The organism is Streptomyces sp. NRRL S-337 (assembly GCF_000720175.1).
Classification (GTDB): domain Bacteria; phylum Actinomycetota; class Actinomycetes; order Streptomycetales; family Streptomycetaceae; genus Streptomyces; species Streptomyces siderophoricus.
The window spans coordinates 1-15,823 of record NZ_JOIX01000036.1 but is presented as its reverse complement, the minus strand read 5'-3'; the positions used below and the strand labels follow the sequence as shown (position 1 = coordinate 15,823).

Annotated in this window: 15 protein-coding genes and 2 pseudogenes; 10 read left to right on the top strand and 7 right to left on the bottom strand. The window is 71.9% G+C overall.

The genetic code is table 11. From position 1 onward, the window contains the following. The first annotated feature begins 140 nt into the window (after window positions 1-140). A complete protein-coding gene (locus tag IG62_RS45030; protein WP_078872199.1) occupies window positions 141-395 on the top strand; it encodes a hypothetical protein in 255 nt (84 codons plus the stop codon). 21 nt (window positions 396-416) lie between these two features. Here the strand turns inward: IG62_RS45030 and IG62_RS0123850 are convergent, their stop codons facing one another. After that, a complete protein-coding gene (locus IG62_RS0123850; RefSeq protein WP_030806849.1) occupies window positions 417-1,151 on the bottom strand; it encodes a hypothetical protein in 735 nt (244 codons plus the stop codon). Between the two features lie 488 nt (window positions 1,152-1,639). Here IG62_RS0123850 and IG62_RS42185 point away from each other — a divergent pair, with 488 nt between their 5' ends. The 3 genes from IG62_RS42185 (at window position 1,640) to IG62_RS0123835 (ending at window position 4,075) form a co-directional block, all read left to right on the top strand. Further along, window positions 1,640-1,921 carry a response regulator transcription factor gene (locus tag IG62_RS42185; RefSeq protein ID WP_267887910.1) on the top strand — a complete coding sequence of 94 codons (282 nt, stop codon included), beginning with the start codon at window positions 1,640-1,642 and terminating at the stop codon, window positions 1,919-1,921. Between the two features lie 236 nt (window positions 1,922-2,157). Further along, the gene (locus IG62_RS0123840; RefSeq protein ID WP_030806842.1) at window positions 2,158-2,583 is read left to right on the top strand and encodes a hypothetical protein; all 426 of its coding nucleotides are present in this window, start codon (window positions 2,158-2,160) and stop codon (window positions 2,581-2,583) included. 322 nt (window positions 2,584-2,905) lie between these two features. Continuing rightward, a complete protein-coding gene (locus IG62_RS0123835; RefSeq protein WP_030806840.1) occupies window positions 2,906-4,075 on the top strand; it encodes a trypsin-like serine peptidase in 1,170 nt (389 codons plus the stop codon). 29 nt (window positions 4,076-4,104) lie between these two features. On the opposite strand, the gene IG62_RS0123830 is transcribed toward IG62_RS0123835, so the two are convergent. Further along, window positions 4,105-5,532: a PLP-dependent aminotransferase family protein gene (locus IG62_RS0123830; RefSeq protein ID WP_030806837.1), complete on the bottom strand. Its 1,428-nt coding sequence runs from the start codon at window positions 5,530-5,532 to the stop codon at window positions 4,105-4,107. A gap of 46 nt (window positions 5,533-5,578) precedes the next feature. On the opposite strand from IG62_RS0123830, the gene IG62_RS0123825 reads away from it, so the two are divergent. After that, the gene (locus tag IG62_RS0123825) at window positions 5,579-6,109 is read left to right on the top strand and encodes a carboxymuconolactone decarboxylase family protein (protein WP_051798500.1); all 531 of its coding nucleotides are present in this window, start codon (window positions 5,579-5,581) and stop codon (window positions 6,107-6,109) included. A 135-nt stretch (window positions 6,110-6,244) separates the two neighbouring features. Here the strand turns inward: IG62_RS0123825 and IG62_RS0123820 are convergent, their stop codons facing one another. Genes IG62_RS0123820 through IG62_RS0123810 form a run of 3 tightly spaced genes read right to left on the bottom strand, consistent with a single transcriptional unit; the run spans window position 6,245 to window position 7,924 of the window. Next, on the bottom strand, window positions 6,245-6,988 hold the full coding sequence (locus IG62_RS0123820) for an isocitrate lyase/PEP mutase family protein (protein WP_030806832.1): 744 nt from the start codon (window positions 6,986-6,988) through the stop codon (window positions 6,245-6,247). Next, entirely contained in the window at window positions 6,985-7,434 is a 450-nt protein-coding gene (locus IG62_RS0123815) for a carboxymuconolactone decarboxylase family protein (RefSeq protein ID WP_030806829.1), read from the bottom strand. The genes IG62_RS0123820 and IG62_RS0123815 overlap by 4 nt, the downstream gene beginning before the upstream one ends. Before the next feature lie 4 nt (window positions 7,435-7,438). After that, window positions 7,439-7,924 (bottom strand): carboxymuconolactone decarboxylase family protein, encoded by a 486-nt coding sequence (locus tag IG62_RS0123810; protein WP_030806825.1) that lies wholly within the window; start codon window positions 7,922-7,924, stop codon window positions 7,439-7,441. A gap of 47 nt (window positions 7,925-7,971) precedes the next feature. Here IG62_RS0123810 and IG62_RS0123805 point away from each other — a divergent pair, with 47 nt between their 5' ends. Next, window positions 7,972-9,396 carry a PLP-dependent aminotransferase family protein gene (locus IG62_RS0123805; protein ID WP_030806822.1) on the top strand — a complete coding sequence of 475 codons (1,425 nt, stop codon included), beginning with the start codon at window positions 7,972-7,974 and terminating at the stop codon, window positions 9,394-9,396. 71 nt (window positions 9,397-9,467) lie between these two features. Continuing rightward, a complete protein-coding gene (locus tag IG62_RS0123800; RefSeq protein WP_030806820.1) occupies window positions 9,468-10,013 on the top strand; it encodes a hypothetical protein in 546 nt (181 codons plus the stop codon). An 84-nt stretch (window positions 10,014-10,097) separates the two neighbouring features. On the opposite strand, the gene IG62_RS0123795 is transcribed toward IG62_RS0123800, so the two are convergent. Continuing rightward, a complete protein-coding gene (locus IG62_RS0123795) occupies window positions 10,098-10,643 on the bottom strand; it encodes a GNAT family N-acetyltransferase (protein ID WP_037839160.1) in 546 nt (181 codons plus the stop codon). 432 nt (window positions 10,644-11,075) lie between these two features. Between IG62_RS0123795 and IG62_RS50220 the strand changes: the two are divergent. Further along, a pseudogene (locus IG62_RS50220) lies at window positions 11,076-11,588 on the top strand (Ig-like domain-containing protein); the annotation flags it as partial. A 23-nt stretch (window positions 11,589-11,611) separates the two neighbouring features. On the opposite strand, the gene IG62_RS47330 reads toward IG62_RS50220, so the two are convergent. Further along, window positions 11,612-11,761: a hypothetical protein gene (locus tag IG62_RS47330; protein ID WP_158795080.1), complete on the bottom strand. Its 150-nt coding sequence runs from the start codon at window positions 11,759-11,761 to the stop codon at window positions 11,612-11,614. A gap of 26 nt (window positions 11,762-11,787) precedes the next feature. On the opposite strand from IG62_RS47330, the pseudogene IG62_RS49905 reads away from it, so the two are divergent. Then, window positions 11,788-12,138: pseudogene (locus tag IG62_RS49905) on the top strand (Ig-like domain-containing protein); the annotation flags it as partial. 244 nt (window positions 12,139-12,382) lie between these two features. Further along, a partial coding sequence (locus tag IG62_RS48940; protein ID WP_051798499.1) for an Ig-like domain-containing protein occupies window positions 12,383-15,823 on the top strand: 3,441 nt, incomplete at its 3' end.

Here is a 15,823-nt window from a genome sequence, read left to right as displayed (position 1 = left end):
GACGCCGGACGAAGGGGGTGCGGGCCCGTGGGGCCGGCACCCCCTTCGCGTGCGTGGTGGGCCGGGTGGGGCTCACCCGTTCGGATGGCGGCCGGGGAGTTCCGCCCGGTGGACGGGCGGGGACGCCCGAGGATGCCACCATGCCGCTTCCACCGAAATGCCCCACGACCGACTGTGACGCCTGGTTGTGGAAGGACACCACCCAGACCAGTACCGACTGGGACAACTGGCGCTGGTGGTGCTGCCGTTGCCAGAAGCAGTGGTACCCCACGGCGGAACAGCTCGGGGAGTTCCGCCATGGGGCATCGAGCGGTCCGGGTGGCCCGGGGGGACCGGGTCGGCAGCCGCGTGCCGCCGCCTACCGGGACCCGCGGGTGGCCGCCGCCCGTCCGTGACGCGCGGCGGCCCGCACCGGCTCAGGCGTTGTGCAGGCTCGCCCGCCAGTAGCCCAGCACACCGGCGTCGAGCGCCTGGACCTTGTTGAGTGCCTTGCCGAAGGAGGCGTAGCGCGGGGTGGCCTTCCAGGTGGCGGAGACGGTGGCCGCCCCACGCACCAGGTGCGGCGTGCCGCCGCCCTTGATGTCCACCGCCGCGTTGGCATTGCTCACCGTGGCGCCGCCGCCCTTGAGGTGGGTGGCCCGTCCGCCCCTGGCCAGATACTGCACCCACACCTTCTCGGCGGTGACCGGGATGCCGAAGATCTCCTCCGACATGGCGAAGCTGACGCGGGTGTTCACCCCGGCAATGGTCCCCTTGGCCTCGACCCGCACCTCCTTCACGAACGACACATCCGCGTTGTACGGGACGGCGCGGCGCAGGCCCCCGGGCCGGGTGGTGCCCTTCAGCGACGCGGTGAGCGCCTCGTAGACCTTGCGGTTCTGGAGGTAACCGACGAACTTCTGCTGCTTGGCCTTCGGCAGCGCACGGAACGCCTTGAGGGTCCGCTTCGCCTCGGGGGCCTTCCGGGACGCCAGGTACTGCAGATAGCCCGTGACGGTCAGCTTGCTCCCGAGCGACTGCTCCGCGGCGGCCGCGGGGGCCGCCACCGACGGCCGGCCGGCGGCCGAGGCCGCGGGCGCCAGGACCGCGAGCGCCGCCGCGCCGGCCACGGCGGCCGACCCGATCCGGCGCATGGTGGAACCGTTGCTCATGGAATCTCCTCTTGCTCTGTTCCGGGGTACGCAGGGGAGACCGAGAGTACGAACGGGGCCGCGCGGGCGGTATTGACCCTTTGGCCGGTGCCCTCCGGGACAGGCCGGGCTGCTGGAGATCCACTTCCCAAACTCGTACCGGCGGTTTAGGAACCCTTTAAGATCTGCGGTAAGTGCTCTTTCCGGCCATGTGGCCTCGCTTTGCTGGGCAGTTACCGACCGTGACGCCGCTCATGCCGGGCCGAGGTCGCGTCGGGCGGTCACCGCGCCCGCCTCCCGGAACCACCCGCCGGGGGCGGACCGCGGACCGCAGCGCACGATGACCGCACGCCCACGTTCGGCCGCCGGAACCCCGACTCGACCAACCGGGGGGAAAGCGGATCGATCGTGCCCAGCAAGACTCATAAGCAGAATACGGGGAAGGTAGAACTGCTTTGTCTCAGAGTCATACGTGCAACAAAAGTGAACTATCGGCTGCGCGGATAGCCGTGGCGTACCCCACGAGCCCGCGCCCGACACCGGGAGACCCCTCCAGAATCCCTCATCTGACGCCGCGTGAACGCCAAGTGCTCATCCTCATCGGAAAGGCCGCGTCCAACCGGGAGATCGGGCAGCAACTCGGCATCACCGAACGCACCGTCAAGGCTCACCTGGCCAATCTCATGACCAAGATCGAGGTGGCCACCCGCATCGAAGCGGCCATCTTCGCCTACGCCCATCATCACGACATCAGCCCGCCGGACGGCAGTATTCCGGTGGACCGTTCGTAATCCCGGCAGGCCGCCGGAAACCTCCTCGCCCCAGGGATGGGCGAGGAGGTTCCTTTGCCTCCGGCGGAAATCCTCAATTCCCCTGCGTGCGGCTCCCCTTCGGTCAATGACCACACGTCCGTTGGCCATCCGTCCGATGCCCGAAGAGGCAATAGCGGAATGCCGGACGGCGACGGAAGACTCCTTCCGGCGATCACCGACAACCGGTGCGCCGCGAAAGAGAGAAGAGGAGTTCCATGCGCAAGACGATGCGGATGGCCGCCACCGCCCTCGCCGCAGCGGTCACGCTGGGTATCGCGGCACCCATGGCCGGTGCGGTCCAGCACTCCCGGACCCCGGTCGTCTCCTCGGTCCAGGTGGGCGCGGTTCGCTCGGCCGGTGACGTGAACACCCTCACCGCGGTGACCTACGCGGCCGGCCTCGACAAGGCCCAGGTGCCGGGCATTTCGGGCAAGGGCGCCAAGGACCGCGCCAAGGCGATCGTGAAGTTCCTCAAGAAGGTGCTCGGCAAGCACTACAAGGAGGCCAGGGCCGCCGCGAAGAAGGGCGTCGCCGCCTTCCGCAAGTGGGTGAAGACCCTCAAGCCGTCGAGCCCGGTCCGGATCGTCCTGGAGAAGGTCGACAAGTACGTGCTGGAGCTGATCGTCAAGCTCCTGCGGTAACGCCCCGCCCACAGGCCCACCTCCAGGAGAGGCTCAGGACCGACCCCCGAGGTCCTGAGCCTCTCCGCCTTCCGTCCCCCGACCGCTGCCTGCCTCCTGTGGGGGGAGTGCGGGTGGCATCCGGCCCCGCACCGCTGCCGCCGGTGCGGGGCCGTCCGACGTGCGCCGACCCCTCCCGTTATGTCCCCCGACCCCCGGGACCTGGCCGTCCCCCGGCCCCTGCGGCGCGGCATAGTAGGGCCCAGTCCGAGACGGGACATGACACACCACACCATGGCGCCGCGAGCCGCGGCCGCCACGTACCGGGGGGACTTCCGCTTCCATGCCAGCCATCCGCCGTTCCACCGCCGCGGCCGCCGCCGTGGCCGCGCTGCTCGCGGTCACCGCCACCGGCTGCGGCCCCAGCGACGACAAGGCCGCCGCCCCTGGCAGTTCGGCCGCCGCCGACCAGAAGGGCCCGGGCGACGGGGGCCTGAAGCTGCCCAAGGGGATGCCCACCAGCATCGACGGCCTGAAGAAGTGGAAGGACGGCGGCTGGAACGACTGGGGCGACTGGGCCCGCAAGGCCTCGGACTTCGCCAACCCGATCATCAAGGACCACTGGAAGGCCGACCGGCTGGCCAAGGCCAAGGCCGCCCCGGAGATAGGGGTGAACGCCACCGGCGCCGGCAGCGGATCCGCCGCCTCCGACCCCGAGCCGCAGCCGGTCACCGCCGAGCAGGTCGCCCGCCCGTACCACCAGCACATGGCGCCGGTCGGCAAGATCTTCTTCGACAGCCCCAAGGGCCCGATGGTCTGCTCCGGCACGATCGTCGAGGACCCGGCGCACCCGGGCAGGTCCAACCTGGTGTGGACCGCCGGCCACTGCGTGCACTCCGGCAAGCAGGGCGGCTGGATGCGCAACATCGTCTTCGTTCCGTCGTACAACGACAACGGCGTCCCGATGAACCAGGTCGGCAACACCCCCGGCCAGCAGGTCACCCCCTACGGCCGCTTCTGGGCGGACTGGATCACCACCTCCGGTGAGTGGATCAACATGGGCAGCGAGGAGACCGGCAACGGCGGCTCGGCCTACGACTTCGCGGTGCTGCACGTGAAGCCGGAGAACGGCGGCGCCAAGTCGCTCCAGGAGACGGTGGGCGCCGCCGCCCAGGTGTGGTTCAACGCCCCCTCCGCCGACGGCATCAGCTCCCTCGACGCGTTCGGCTACCCGGCCGCGCCCCCGTACGACGGCGCGCGGATGATGAACTGCCCCGCCCGCCCCGGCCGGCTGGTCATGCAGCAGGGCACGCCCGCCATGCACCGCATCGGCTGCACGATGACCGGCGGCACCTCCGGCGGCGGCTGGTTCGTCAACCGCGGCGGCAAGCTGACCCTGGTCTCCAACACCTCCATCAGCTCCAACGCCCACACCTGGCTGGCCGGCCCGCACCTGGGCCCCGAGGCGCAGCGGGTCTTCGACGGCATCAGCCGCAAGTTCGCCGGCCAGTAGAGCCGGCCCGCCTTTTGGGCGAGGTCTCCCTAAGACCCCGGCGGCAGTGCCCGGCACAGCGCCGCCAGGGCCGCCGGGAAGGCGCTCTCGGACGGGGTGGCGTAGCCGACGACCAGGCCGTGCCGGGGCTGAGTCGGGGCGTCCGGGTGGCGGTACTCCGACAGCCCGTCGAGGGCCAGGCCCTGCCACCGGGCGGCGCGCAGCGCGGCACGCTCGTCCGCCGCCCCCGAGCCGTCGGGGAGTTGGAGGACGGCGTGCAGCCCGGCGGCGATACCGGTGACACGCAGCTGCGGCGCATGGCCGGCCACCGCGGCGACCAGCTGGTCCCGGCGCCGCCGGTAGCGCTGCCGCATCCGGCGGACGTGCCGGTCGTACCCGCCGCACGTCAGGAACTCCGCGAGGGTGAGCTGGTCGGTGACCCCGGCCCACGCCTCCCGTTCGCCCTTGGCCGCGAGGACGGCGTCGACCAGCCGGCCGGGCAGCACCATCCAGCCCAGCCGCACCGCGGGCGACAGGCTCTTGCTGACCGAGCCGAGGTGGATCACCCGCTCCGGGTCCAGGCCCTGGAGGGCGCCGACCGGCCGGCGGTCGTAGCGGAACTCGCCGTCGTAGTCGTCCTCGATGACGTAACCACCGCTCATCCGCGCCCAGTTGATGACGGCGGCCCGGCGGTCGGGGTGCAGCGGGACGCCGGTGGGGAACTGGTGCGCCGGGGTGAGCAGCACCGCCCGCACCTCGTCCAGCTCCGCCAACCGACCGGTGTCCGCGCCGAGTTCGTCGACGGCGAGGGGACGGGTGACGGTACCGGCGGCGGCCAGGAGCTGCCGGTGGAACGGCAGGCCGTACGACTCGACGGCGAGCGGGCCGGCGAGGACGACGGGGAACAGCAGCCGCAGGGCGTGCGCGAAACCGGAGCAGATGACGATCCGGCCGGGGTCGGTGCGGACACCGCGGGTACGGGCCAGATAGTCGGTCAGCGCGCGGCGCAGCTCCGGGCGGCCGCGCGGATCACCGGGCCCGAAGGCGTCGTCGGGGGCGGCGGTCAGCGCCCGGCGGGCGGCGGCGACCCATGCCGTACGGGGGAACGCGGCCGCGTCCGGCTGCCCCTGGAGGAGGTTGTGGCGGGGCCGGGCCGCCGGGGCGCGGTGAGCCGGGGCCGGGGCGGGGGCCAGCGGCTGCGCCCGGTGTGCCACGCGGGTGCCGGAACCCTGGCGCGCGGTGAGCCAGCCCTCCGCGACGAGTTCGGCGTAGGCGTCGGCGACGGTGTTGCGGGCCAGGCCGAGGTCGGCGGCGAGCGAGCGGTACGGCGGCAGGCGGGTGCCGGGGGCCAGCCGCCCGGACCGTACGGCCTCGCGGAGCGCACGCAGCAGGGCGGCGCGGCGGCCGCCCGGACCGGTCAGTTCCACATGCAGATCGGCGCCCAGGCCCTCGGCGGAATTGACCCATGATTCCGGCATGGGAATGCACCCTACAGCCGGTCGCCCCGGCTTCTAGATTCGAAGCATGACGAACACCGCAGCGCATGACCTGACGAACACCGCACCGGCCACCGAAGCCCCCGCGACCACCGAAGCCCCCGAAGTCCGTGTCCCCCGGGTCGATTTCGCCAAGGCCGCCCCCAAGGCCTTCCGGGCGCTGATCGGCTTCGACGCCGCGGCCCGCGAGGGGCTGGACCCGGCCCTGGTCGAACTGGTCCAGATCCGGTCCTCGCAGCTCAACAAGTGCGCCTACTGCCTGCACATGCACACCACCGACGCTCGTAAGGCCGGGGAGAGCGAGGAGCGGCTGCACATGGTCGCCGTCTGGGAGGAGGCGGCGCACTTCTTCACCGCACGGGAACGGGCGGCGCTGGCACTCACCGAGGCCGTCACGCTGGTCGCGCACGGCGGGGTGCCGGACGCGGTGTACGAGCGGGCCGCCCGGCACTTCGCGACGGACGAGCTGGCCCGGCTGCTGGCGTTGATCTTCACCATCAACACCTGGAACCGGATCGCGATCAGTACGGGCAAGGTCCCCGGAACCGACGAACGCTGACGCGGGGACAGATGGGGCCGCGCGGGGAGACGTGGGGACGCGCGGGGGCACGTGGGGCCGTGCGGGGCGGGGCGGGCGACCCCTGTACACCCGCCCCACCGCGTCCCCCGGGCGGCCGCGTCCCGTCCGTGCCGGCTAGCCCTCCGCGGGCCGCCCGCCCCGCAGCCGCTCGGCCACCTCCGCCAGCGTCGCCATCGCCGCATGCTGCAGCCCGCCGCCGAAGGTGATCCGGGCCGCGCCCAGCGCGCCCAGCTCCTCCGGGGTGGGCCCGCCGGGCACCGCGAGGGCGTTCACCGGGCGGCCGACGGCGGTGGCCAGCGCGGACAGCAGCGCGGGCGGCGCGAGGATCGGGTAGACACAGTCGGCGCCCGCCGCCGCGTAGAGCAGACCGCGGCGCACCGTCTCCGCCGTCTCCCGCTCGCCCTCGACACCGCGCAGATACGTGTCGATCCGCGCGTTGATCACCAGCGCGTCACCGGCCTCGGCCCGCACCTCCGCCAGCCAGGCTGCCTGCTCTTCGGCGTCGCGCAGGGCCCCGGTGGCATGGTCGGTGTCCTCCAGGTTGCAGCCGACCGCCCCGGCGTCCAGCAGCCGGCCGACCAGTTCCTTCGCGGACAGCCCGTACCCGGCCTCCACGTCCGCCGTGACGGGCACGTCCACGGCCCGCACGATCCGGGCGATCGCGGCGAACATCTCCGCCGGCGGCGTCCGGCCGTCCTCGTGGCCCAGGGAGGCGGCGATGCCCGCGCTGGGGGTGGCCAGCGCCGGGAAGCCGGCGTCCGCGAAGACCCGGGCGGCGGCCGCGTCCCACGGGCCGGGCAGGACCAGCGGCAGCCGCGGGCCGTGGTGCAGCGCGCGCAGCGTCGCGGCGGCGCTCACAGCTCGGACCCCGCCGGCTGGCGGACCGTGACGTTGACCCGGTTCCAGTTGTTGATCGCGACGATCACCGCGAGCAGATGGGCCAGTTCACGCTCGTCGAAGTGGGCCGCGGCCCGCTCGTACACCTCGTCCGGGACGTGTCCTTCGGTCAGCACGGTGACGGCCTCGGCGAACGCCAGCGCGGCCCGTTCACGCGCCGAGTAGAGGTCGCCCGCCTCCTCCCACGCCGGCAGCAGATCGATCCGCTGCCGGCTCACCCCGGCCTCCCGCAGGTTCTTCACATGCATGTCGATGCAGAACGCGCACCGGTTGAGCTGAGAGGCGCGCAGCACCACCAGCTCGGCCAGGACCGGGTCGCCCAGGCCCTTCTTGGCGGCCATGGTGAGCGCCAGCTGTGCCTGGTAGAACGCGGGCTGCCGGCCCCAGAACTTCATCCGCTGGGTCATCGGTTCAGGCCCTCCCCGGGGTCATGCGGGTGCTCACGCCGAAACGGTTCCAGGCGTTGATGGTGGTGATCAGGGCGATGAGCTGGGCGAGCTCGGGCTCCTCGAAGTGGGCCGCGGCCCGCTCGTACACCTCGTCCGGCACAAAGCCCTCGGTCACAACGGTCACGGCCTCGGTCAGCGCCAGCGCCGCCCGTTCCTTGTCGGTGTAGTACTCCTCGGCCTCCGCCCAGGCGCTCAGCAGGTAGATCCGCTCCTCGGTCTCCCCGGCCCCGCGGGCGTCCCTGATGTGCATGTCGAGGCAGAACGCGCACTTGTTCAGCTGGGACGCCCGGATCTTGACCAGCTCGACCAGCGTCGGATCCAGGCCCTTCTTCGCCGCCGCGTCCAGCGCGATCATGGCCTTGTAGACCTCGGGCGCGAGCTTGGCCCACTGCATCCGGGGACCGGGGGATCCCGTCGATGCTGTCGATTCCGTCGATGTCGTCGTCATGACCACGACGCTACGTCCGCAATGGCACACCGGTATGGTCCACTTCCATGGCGGATTCCTGGGCCACTTTCGGTCGCGACCTGCACCTGGACCTCACCGGCCCCGGCGGGCTGCGGGCCGCCCTGATCGGCGCCCTGCGGGACGCCGTACGGACCGGCCGGCTGACCCCCGGCACCCGGCTGCCCTCCTCCCGCTCGCTCGCCGCCGACCTCGGCATCGCCCGCAACACCGTCGCCGACGCCTACGCCGAGCTCGTCGCGGAGGGCTGGCTGAGCGCCCGCCAGGGCTCCGGCACCCGGGTCGCCGACCGCGTCGAGCCGCTGGGGGCCGCCCCCGCCCGGGCCCGCCGCCCGCCCGGCCCGGCCACCCGCCCCGGCCGGCCGCGCTTCGACCTCACCCCGGGCACCCCGGACGTCTCCGCCTTCCCCCGCACCGCCTGGCTCGCCGCCGCCCGCCGTGCGCTGACCGCCGCCCCCAGCGAGGCGTTCGGCTACGGCGACCCGGCCGGCCGCCCCGAACTGCGCACCGTCCTCGCCGACTACCTCGCCCGGGCCCGCGGGGTCCGCGCCGACCCCGACCGGATCGTCGTCTGCACCGGCTTCATGCAGGGCCTGGCGCTGCTCGCCCGCACCCTGGGCACCGGCCGGGTGGCCGTCGAGTCGTACGGGCTGGACTTCCACCGCGACGTCATCACCCGCGCCGGACTGCGCACCGTCCCGCTCGTCGTCGACGCGCACGGCGCCCGCACCGAGGACCTGGCCGGGCTCGACGACGTCCGCGCGGCGCTGCTCACCCCCGCCCACCAGTTCCCCACCGGCGTCCCCCTGCACCCCGACCGCCGCGCCGCCGCCGTCAACTGGGCGCGGGCGACCGGCGGTTACGTCCTGGAGGACGACTACGACGGCGAGTTCCGCTACGACCGGCAGCCCGTCGGCGCCCTCCAGGGCCTCGACCCCGACCACGTCGTCTACCTGGGCACCGCCAGCAAGAGCCTGGCCCCCGCCCTGCGGCTGGCCTGGATGGTGCTGCCGGACCGCCTCGTCGACCCGCTGCTGGCCGTCAAACGCGCCGGCGAATGGCCGTCCGGCCAGCTGGAACAGCTCACCCTCGCCGAGTTCCTCTCCTCCGGCGCCTACGACCGGCACCTGCGCGGCATGCGGCTGCGCTACCGGCGCCGCCGCGACCAGCTCGTCACGGCCCTCGCCGAGCGGGCGCCGCACGTCCACGCCTCCGGCATCGCCGCCGGCCTGCACGCCGTCCTCGAACTCCCGCCCGGCACCGAGCAGTCCATCGTCCAGGCCGCCCGCTGGCAGGGCCTCGCCCTGGAGGGCCTCACCCGCTTCCACGCCCCCACCGCCCCCGACACCCCCCGAGACGCCCTGGTCGTCGCTTACGGCACTCCACCGGAGCACGCCTTCAACGGCGCCTTGGAGGCATTGATCAGAGCCCTGCCACCGACCCCGGAGGCATAGGCTCACGTCACCCACCCACCCACTTCCTCACCCACTCATCCACCCACCCCTGCCCCAGGTGACCTGACCCCATGAGCGACGCATACTCGCCGATACCCGAGCTGAACCTGCTCAAGGCATTCGACGACACCTGCACGGATTTCTACTCACCAGGCTTCGAACTGCGCCCGTTCCACCACGGCGTGGGCTGGACCGACCCGGACAACCCGGAGTTCGAGGACCGGGTCCTCGCCTTCGCCCAGGCCACCACGTCCGGTTCCCGGTACGCCCTGTGGCGCTGCGACGACCGCGCCGACCTCCCCACCCTCCCCGTCCTCTTCCTCGGTGACGAAGGTGACCTCTACATCACCGCGCACGACCTCCGGGAGCTCTTCTGGGACCTCCTAGACGAGGATTCCGGCGAACCCGCCCCCGACCGCGAGGAGTACCGCACCACCCGCCGGGCGTATCACACCTGGCTCCAGCAGAACTTCGGCCCCACACCCCCCACCTACGACCGCAGCCCCATGGAGGAGCACGGCTGGCGCTTCGCCGACTGGCTGCTGAGCGTGGGGGAGAAGGACGCCGCCGACCTCGTCATCGAGAGCCTCGAACTCCTTGAAGTGCCCCGCCTCTGAACGGTCCTTGCGCCGGGCCACCCAGGTGGCCCGGACCGGTACCGGCCGGGGCAGGTGGGTCGTCGCCCGGGCGGACGGTGCCCGTTACAGCTCCCGCACGAACGAGACCCGGTCCAGCCCCGGCCCGTCGTAATCCACGTGCACCGGTGTGCCGTGCTCGTCGAGGTGGTCGCCCGGCTCCAGGCGGAAGCCCAGGCGGGTGTGGTACGCCACGGAGTCGCGGTTGTTGGGGCTGGTGATGCAGCGGACCTGACTGCGGCCGGCCTCCCTGGCCAGCGCGAAGAACCGTTCGTAGAGCGCCCTGCCGAGGCCGTCCCGTCTGCCGTCCGGGCAGATTCCCACGAAGTGGATGTACGCGGTCCGCGGATCCGTCTGGGACAGCAAGCCGATCAGGAACGCGTGCAGGGTCCGGTCCGGGCGCTCGACGAGGAAGCTGGTGCCCGCGAAGTGCTGCAGGAAGAGACGCGGCACGAGCAACTTCCGCTGCAGCGCGCCCGCTTCACCGCCCAGGCCGCCCCACCAGTCGGCCAGCGCCACCTGGAGGCGCGGGTGGTCCGACGGTACGGGATGGCGCAGCGTCAGGCCGCCCGGTATCGCGCCGGGCGAGGGCACGGGAGTGCTTTCGGTCATGGCGTCACCTCTCAGAACCTCTCAGAACCTTTCCGAAGCGTTCCGAAGCTTTCCGACTGAGGGGCCCGCCTCGTTGCCCGGGGGCGGCCCCGGCAACGAAATGTACCGACCGCATGTGCCCCCGGTGTGGTCCACGAACCGTCCACGCCCGCGGAGTGCGCCGTGCGTGACGCGCGGCCGCCGAGCGCTGCGCTATCCGGGGGAAACGGGGGAGCGGCTATGGCGCGTACGAGTGAACGGCGCGCCTACTGATGCTATCGATCGGCGGTTTGCCACCTGTCGGGGGAGGACACCGGTACGCGGCAGTCCGGGACGCCGGCTGCCCTGACCGCCCACCCCCGCGTACAGGAAGTTGTCGCTCACCGCAGCCTTCCGGGCTAGGTGGGGGCGAACGGCCCGCCGCCCTCCACACACCCATCGAAGGGCCGCACCATGGCATTTACCTTCACGTTGGTGTCCGCGGCGCCGAATCCGGCGGTCTTCGGGCAACCCGTGACCTTAACCGCAACCGTGATCCCGCTCGGACTGGGCACACCCACCGGCACCGTCACCTTCTCCGTGAGCGGCGGGCCCACCGTGACGGCGCCGCTCGTCGGCGGCACCGCGACGGCCACCGTCAACAACGTGAGCGTCGGGTTCCACACCGTCACGGCAAACTACAACGGCAGTGTCAATTTCTCCCCCTCCAGCGGTTTCGGCTCGCTCACCGTCGTGCAGGCCTCCACGACCACCACGGTCACCTCGTCCCCCGACCCCTCGCTCTTCGGCCAGACGGTCACCCTCACCGCCCATGTCGCGCCGGTCGCGCCGGGCGGAGGCACCCCGACGGGCACGGTCACCTTCGTCATCGGAGGCGGCGGGGGCGGCACCCTGACGGCACCGCTCGTGGGCGGCAACGCCAGCGTCACCACCAACACCCTCACCGTCGGCACCCACCCCATCACCGCCACATACAACGGCAGCACCAACTACGCGGCGTCCTCCGGGACCGACACCCAGACCGTCCAGGGCACGGCGTCGACGACCACCACGGTCACGTCCGGTCCGACGCTGACGGCGCCGTTGGTGGGCGGTACGGCGAGCGTGACCACCAGCAGCCTCGGCGTCGGCTCGCACACGCGGTCCGACGCTGACGGCGCCGTTGGTGGGCGGTACGGCGAGCGTGACCACCAGCAGCCTCGGCGTCGGCTCGCACACGGTCACCGCCACCTACAGCGGCGACGGCAACTTCAACGGCTCCAGCGGCACCGATACCCAGCTCGTCAACAAGGCTTCGACGACCACGACGGTCACTTCGTCTCCGGATCCGTCCGTCGTCGGTCAGCCGGTCAGCTTCACGGCCACCGTGGCGCCGGTCTCCCCGGGTGCGGGCACTCCGACCGGGACGGTCACCTTCGTCATCTCGGGCGGACCGACGCTGACGGCGCCGTTGGTGGGCGGTACGGCGAGCGTGACCACCAGCAGTCTCAGTGTCGGCTCGCACACGGTCACCGCCACCTACAGCGGCGACGGCAACTTCAACGGCTCCAGCGGCACCGACACGCAGACCGTCAACAAGGCCTCGACGACCACGACGGTCACTTCGTCTCCGGACCCGTCCGTCGTCGGTCAGCCGGTCAGCTTCACAGCCACCGTGGCGCCGGTCTCCCCGGGTGCGGGCACTCCGACCGGGACGGTCACCTTCGTCATCTCGGGCGGCCCGACGCTGACGGCGCCGCAGCGGGTCGGACACCCAGACGGTGACCCAGGCGTCGACGACCACGGTCGTCTCCTCGTCCCCGGACCCGTCGCTCTCCGGGCAGACGGTCACCTTCACCGCCACGGTCGCGCCCGTGTCCCCGGGCGCGGGCACCCCGACGGGCACGGTCACCTTCGTCATCGGGGGCGGTGGGGGCGGCACCCTGACGGCGCCGGTCGTGGCGGGTACGGCGACCGTCACGACCAGCACACTGACCGCCGGTACGCACACCGTCACGGCGACCTACAGCGGTGACGCCAACTTCACCGGTTCCAGCGGCACCGACACCCAGACCGTGAACCAGGCGTCGACCACCACGACGGTCACTTCGTCCCCGGACCCGTCCGTCGTCGGCCAGCCGGTCAGCTTCACGGCCACCGTCGCGCCGGTCCCCCCGGGTGCGGGCACCAGCGGGTCGGACACCCAGACGGTGACCCAGGCGTCGACGACCACGGTCGTCTCCTCGTCCCCGGACCCGTCGCTCTCCGGGCAGACGGTCACCTTCACGGCCACGGTCGCGCCCGTGTCCCCGGGCGCGGGCACACCCACAGGCACGGTCACCTTCGTCATCGGAGGCGGCGGGGGCGGCACCCTGACGGCGCTGGTCGTGGCGGGTACGGCGACCGTCACGACCAGCTCACTGACCGTCGGTACGCACACCGTCACGGCGACCTACAGCGGTGACGCCAACTTCACCGGCTCCAGCGGCACCGACACCCAGACCGTGAACAAGGCAGCGACCACCACCACGGTCACCTCCTTCCCCGACCCCTCCGTGACCGGACAGCAGGTCACCTTCACCGCCTTCGTGGGCGCGGTGGCCCCCGGCGGCGGCGTCCCGACCGGCACCGTCGCGTTCACCGTCACCAACGGGGTCACCACGGTGAACCTCACCGGCACCCTGGACGGCGCCGGCGTCGCGACCGTCACCACCAACGGGCTGGTGACCACGGGCGTTTACACCGTCACCGCGACCTACGCGGGCGACGCCAACTTCACCGGCTCCAGCGACACCGACACCCAGACGGTCACCCCGGCCTCGACAAGCACGACGGTCTCCTCCTCCCCGGACCCGTCAGTGGTCGGGCAGACGGTGACCTTCACGGCCACGGTCACCCCGGTGTCCCCGGGTTCGGGCACCCCGACGGGTACGGTCACCTTCCTCGTGACCAACGGCGTGACCACCGTGAGCCTGACCGGCACGCTGAGCGGCGGCACGGTCAGTGTCAGCACCAACGGCCTGGTGACCACCGGGACTTACTCGGTCACCGCGACCTACAGCGGTGACGGCAACTACACCGGATCGGTCGGCACGGACACCCAGACCGTCACCCAGGCCTCCACCACCACGACGGTCACCTCATCCCCCGACCCGTCGGTCTTCGGCCAGCCGGTGACCTTGACGGCCACGGTCGCGCCGGTGTCGCCGGGCGCGGGTACCCCGACAGGTACGGTCACGTTCGTGGTCGCCGGTGGTCCGACGCTGACGGCGACGCTCTCGGGCGGTACGGCGAGTGTCACTACCAGTGCCATTCCGGTCGGTACGCACACCGTCACGGCGACGTACAGCGGTGACGGTAACTTCATCGGCTCCAGCGGGTCGGACACCCAAACGGTGACCCAGGCATCGACGACCACGACGGTCTCCTCGTCGCCGGACCCGTCCGTGGTCGGGCAGACGGTGACCTTCACGGCCACGGTCACCCCCGTCGCGCCCGGCGCGGGCACCCCCACCGGCACGGTCACCTTCCTCGTGACCAACGGCGTGACCACCGTGAGCCTGACCGGCACGCTGAGCGGCGGCACGGTCAGCGTCAGCACCAACGGCCTGGTGATCGCCGGGACTTACTCGGTCACCGCGACATACAGTGGCGACGGCAACTTCACCGGTTCCGTTGGCACGGACACCCAGACCGTGGGCGTGTCGGCGACGACCACGACGGTCACCACCTCTCCCGACCCGTCGGTCTTCGGCCAGCCGGTGACCTTGACGGCCACCGTCGTCCCGGTGTCGCCGGGCGCGGGTACCCCGACCGGTACGGTCACCTTCGTGGTCGCCGGTGGTCCGACGCTGACGGCGACGCTCTCGGGCGGTACGGCCAGCGTCACCACCAGTGCCATTCCGGTCGGCACCAGCAACGTCACGGCGACGTACAGCGGTGACGGGAACTTCACCGGTTCCAGCGGGTCGGACACCCAGACGGTGACCCCGGCCTCGACGACCACGTCGGTCTCCTCCTCCCCGGACCCGTCCGTGGTCGGGCAGACGGTGACGTTCACGGCGACCGTGGCGCCGGTGTCGCCGGGCGCGGGGACGCCCACCGGTACGGTCACGTTCGTCGCCACCGACGGTGTCACGACCGTGAGTCTGACCGGGACGCTGAGTGGTGGCACGGCCAGTGTCAGCACCAACGGGCTGGTGACCGCCGGGACTTACTCGGTCACCGCGACCTACAGCGGTGACGGCAACTTCACCGGTTCCGTCGGTACGGACACCCAGACGGTGACCCAGGCATCGACGACCACGTCCGTCACGACATCTCCGGACCCTTCGGTGTTCGGTGAGCCGGTGACCTTGACGGCCACGGTCGCCCCGGTGTCGCCGGGCGCGGGTACCCCGACCGGTACGGTCACCTTCGTGGTCACCGGTGGTCCGACGCTCACGGGCACCCTCTCCGGAGGCACGGTAAGTGTCACCACCAGTGCCATTCCGGTCGGGACCAGCAACGTCACGGCGACGTACAGCGGTGACGGGAACTTCAGCGGCTCCAGCGGTACGGACACCCAAACCGTGACCCAGGCATCGACGACCACGTCGGTCTCCTCGTCGCCGGATCCGTCCGTGGTCGGGCAGACGGTGACGTTCACGGCGACCGTGGCGCCGGTGTCGCCGGGCGCGGGGACGCCGACCGGCACGGTCACGTTCGTCGCCACCGACGGTGTCACGACCGTGAGTCTGACCGGGACACTGAGTGGTGGCACGGCCAGTGTCAGCACCAACGGGCTGGTGACCGCCGGGACTTACTCCGTCACGGCGACGTACAGCGGTGACGGCAACTTCACCGGTTCCGTCGGTACGGACACCCAGACGGTGACCCAGGCCTCGACGACCACGACGGTCACCTCGTCCCCGGACCCGTCGGTGTTCGGTGAGCCGGTGACGTTCACGGCCACGGTCGCCCCGGTGTCCCCGGGCGCCGGCACTCCCACCGGCACGGTCACCTTCGTGGTGACGGGCGGCCCGACCCTGACCGGCACCCTCTCCGGGGGCACGGCGAGCGTCACGACCAGCGCGGTGCCGGTCGGTACGCACACCGTCACGGCGACGTACAGCGGTGACAGCAACTTCACCGGCTCCAGCGGTACGGACACGCAGACGGTGACGCAGGCGTCGACGACCACGTCGGTCACGACGTCTCCGGACCCGTCGGTGTTCGGTGAG

Excerpts from the sequence above, each read along its gene's own strand:
- IG62_RS0123850 (WP_030806849.1), bottom strand. The coding sequence starts at position 1,151 with ATGAGCAACGGTTCCACCATGCGCCGGATCGGGTCGGCCGCCGTGGCC.
- IG62_RS0123810 (WP_030806825.1), bottom strand. The coding sequence starts at position 7,924 with ATGACGACGACATCGACGGAATCGACAGCATCGACGGGATCCCCCGGT.
- IG62_RS0123825 (WP_051798500.1), top strand. The coding sequence starts at position 5,579 with ATGACGAACACCGCAGCGCATGACCTGACGAACACCGCACCGGCCACC.
- IG62_RS0123835 (WP_030806840.1), top strand. The coding sequence starts at position 2,906 with ATGCCAGCCATCCGCCGTTCCACCGCCGCGGCCGCCGCCGTGGCCGCG.
- IG62_RS0123840 (WP_030806842.1), top strand. The coding sequence starts at position 2,158 with ATGCGCAAGACGATGCGGATGGCCGCCACCGCCCTCGCCGCAGCGGTC.
- IG62_RS0123800 (WP_030806820.1), top strand. The coding sequence starts at position 9,468 with ATGAGCGACGCATACTCGCCGATACCCGAGCTGAACCTGCTCAAGGCA.
- IG62_RS0123830 (WP_030806837.1), bottom strand. The coding sequence starts at position 5,532 with ATGCCGGAATCATGGGTCAATTCCGCCGAGGGCCTGGGCGCCGATCTG.
- IG62_RS0123815 (WP_030806829.1), bottom strand. The coding sequence starts at position 7,434 with ATGACCCAGCGGATGAAGTTCTGGGGCCGGCAGCCCGCGTTCTACCAG.
- IG62_RS45030 (WP_078872199.1), top strand. The coding sequence starts at position 141 with ATGCCGCTTCCACCGAAATGCCCCACGACCGACTGTGACGCCTGGTTG.
- IG62_RS0123795 (WP_037839160.1), bottom strand. The coding sequence starts at position 10,643 with ATGACCGAAAGCACTCCCGTGCCCTCGCCCGGCGCGATACCGGGCGGC.
- IG62_RS0123805 (WP_030806822.1), top strand. The coding sequence starts at position 7,972 with ATGGCGGATTCCTGGGCCACTTTCGGTCGCGACCTGCACCTGGACCTC.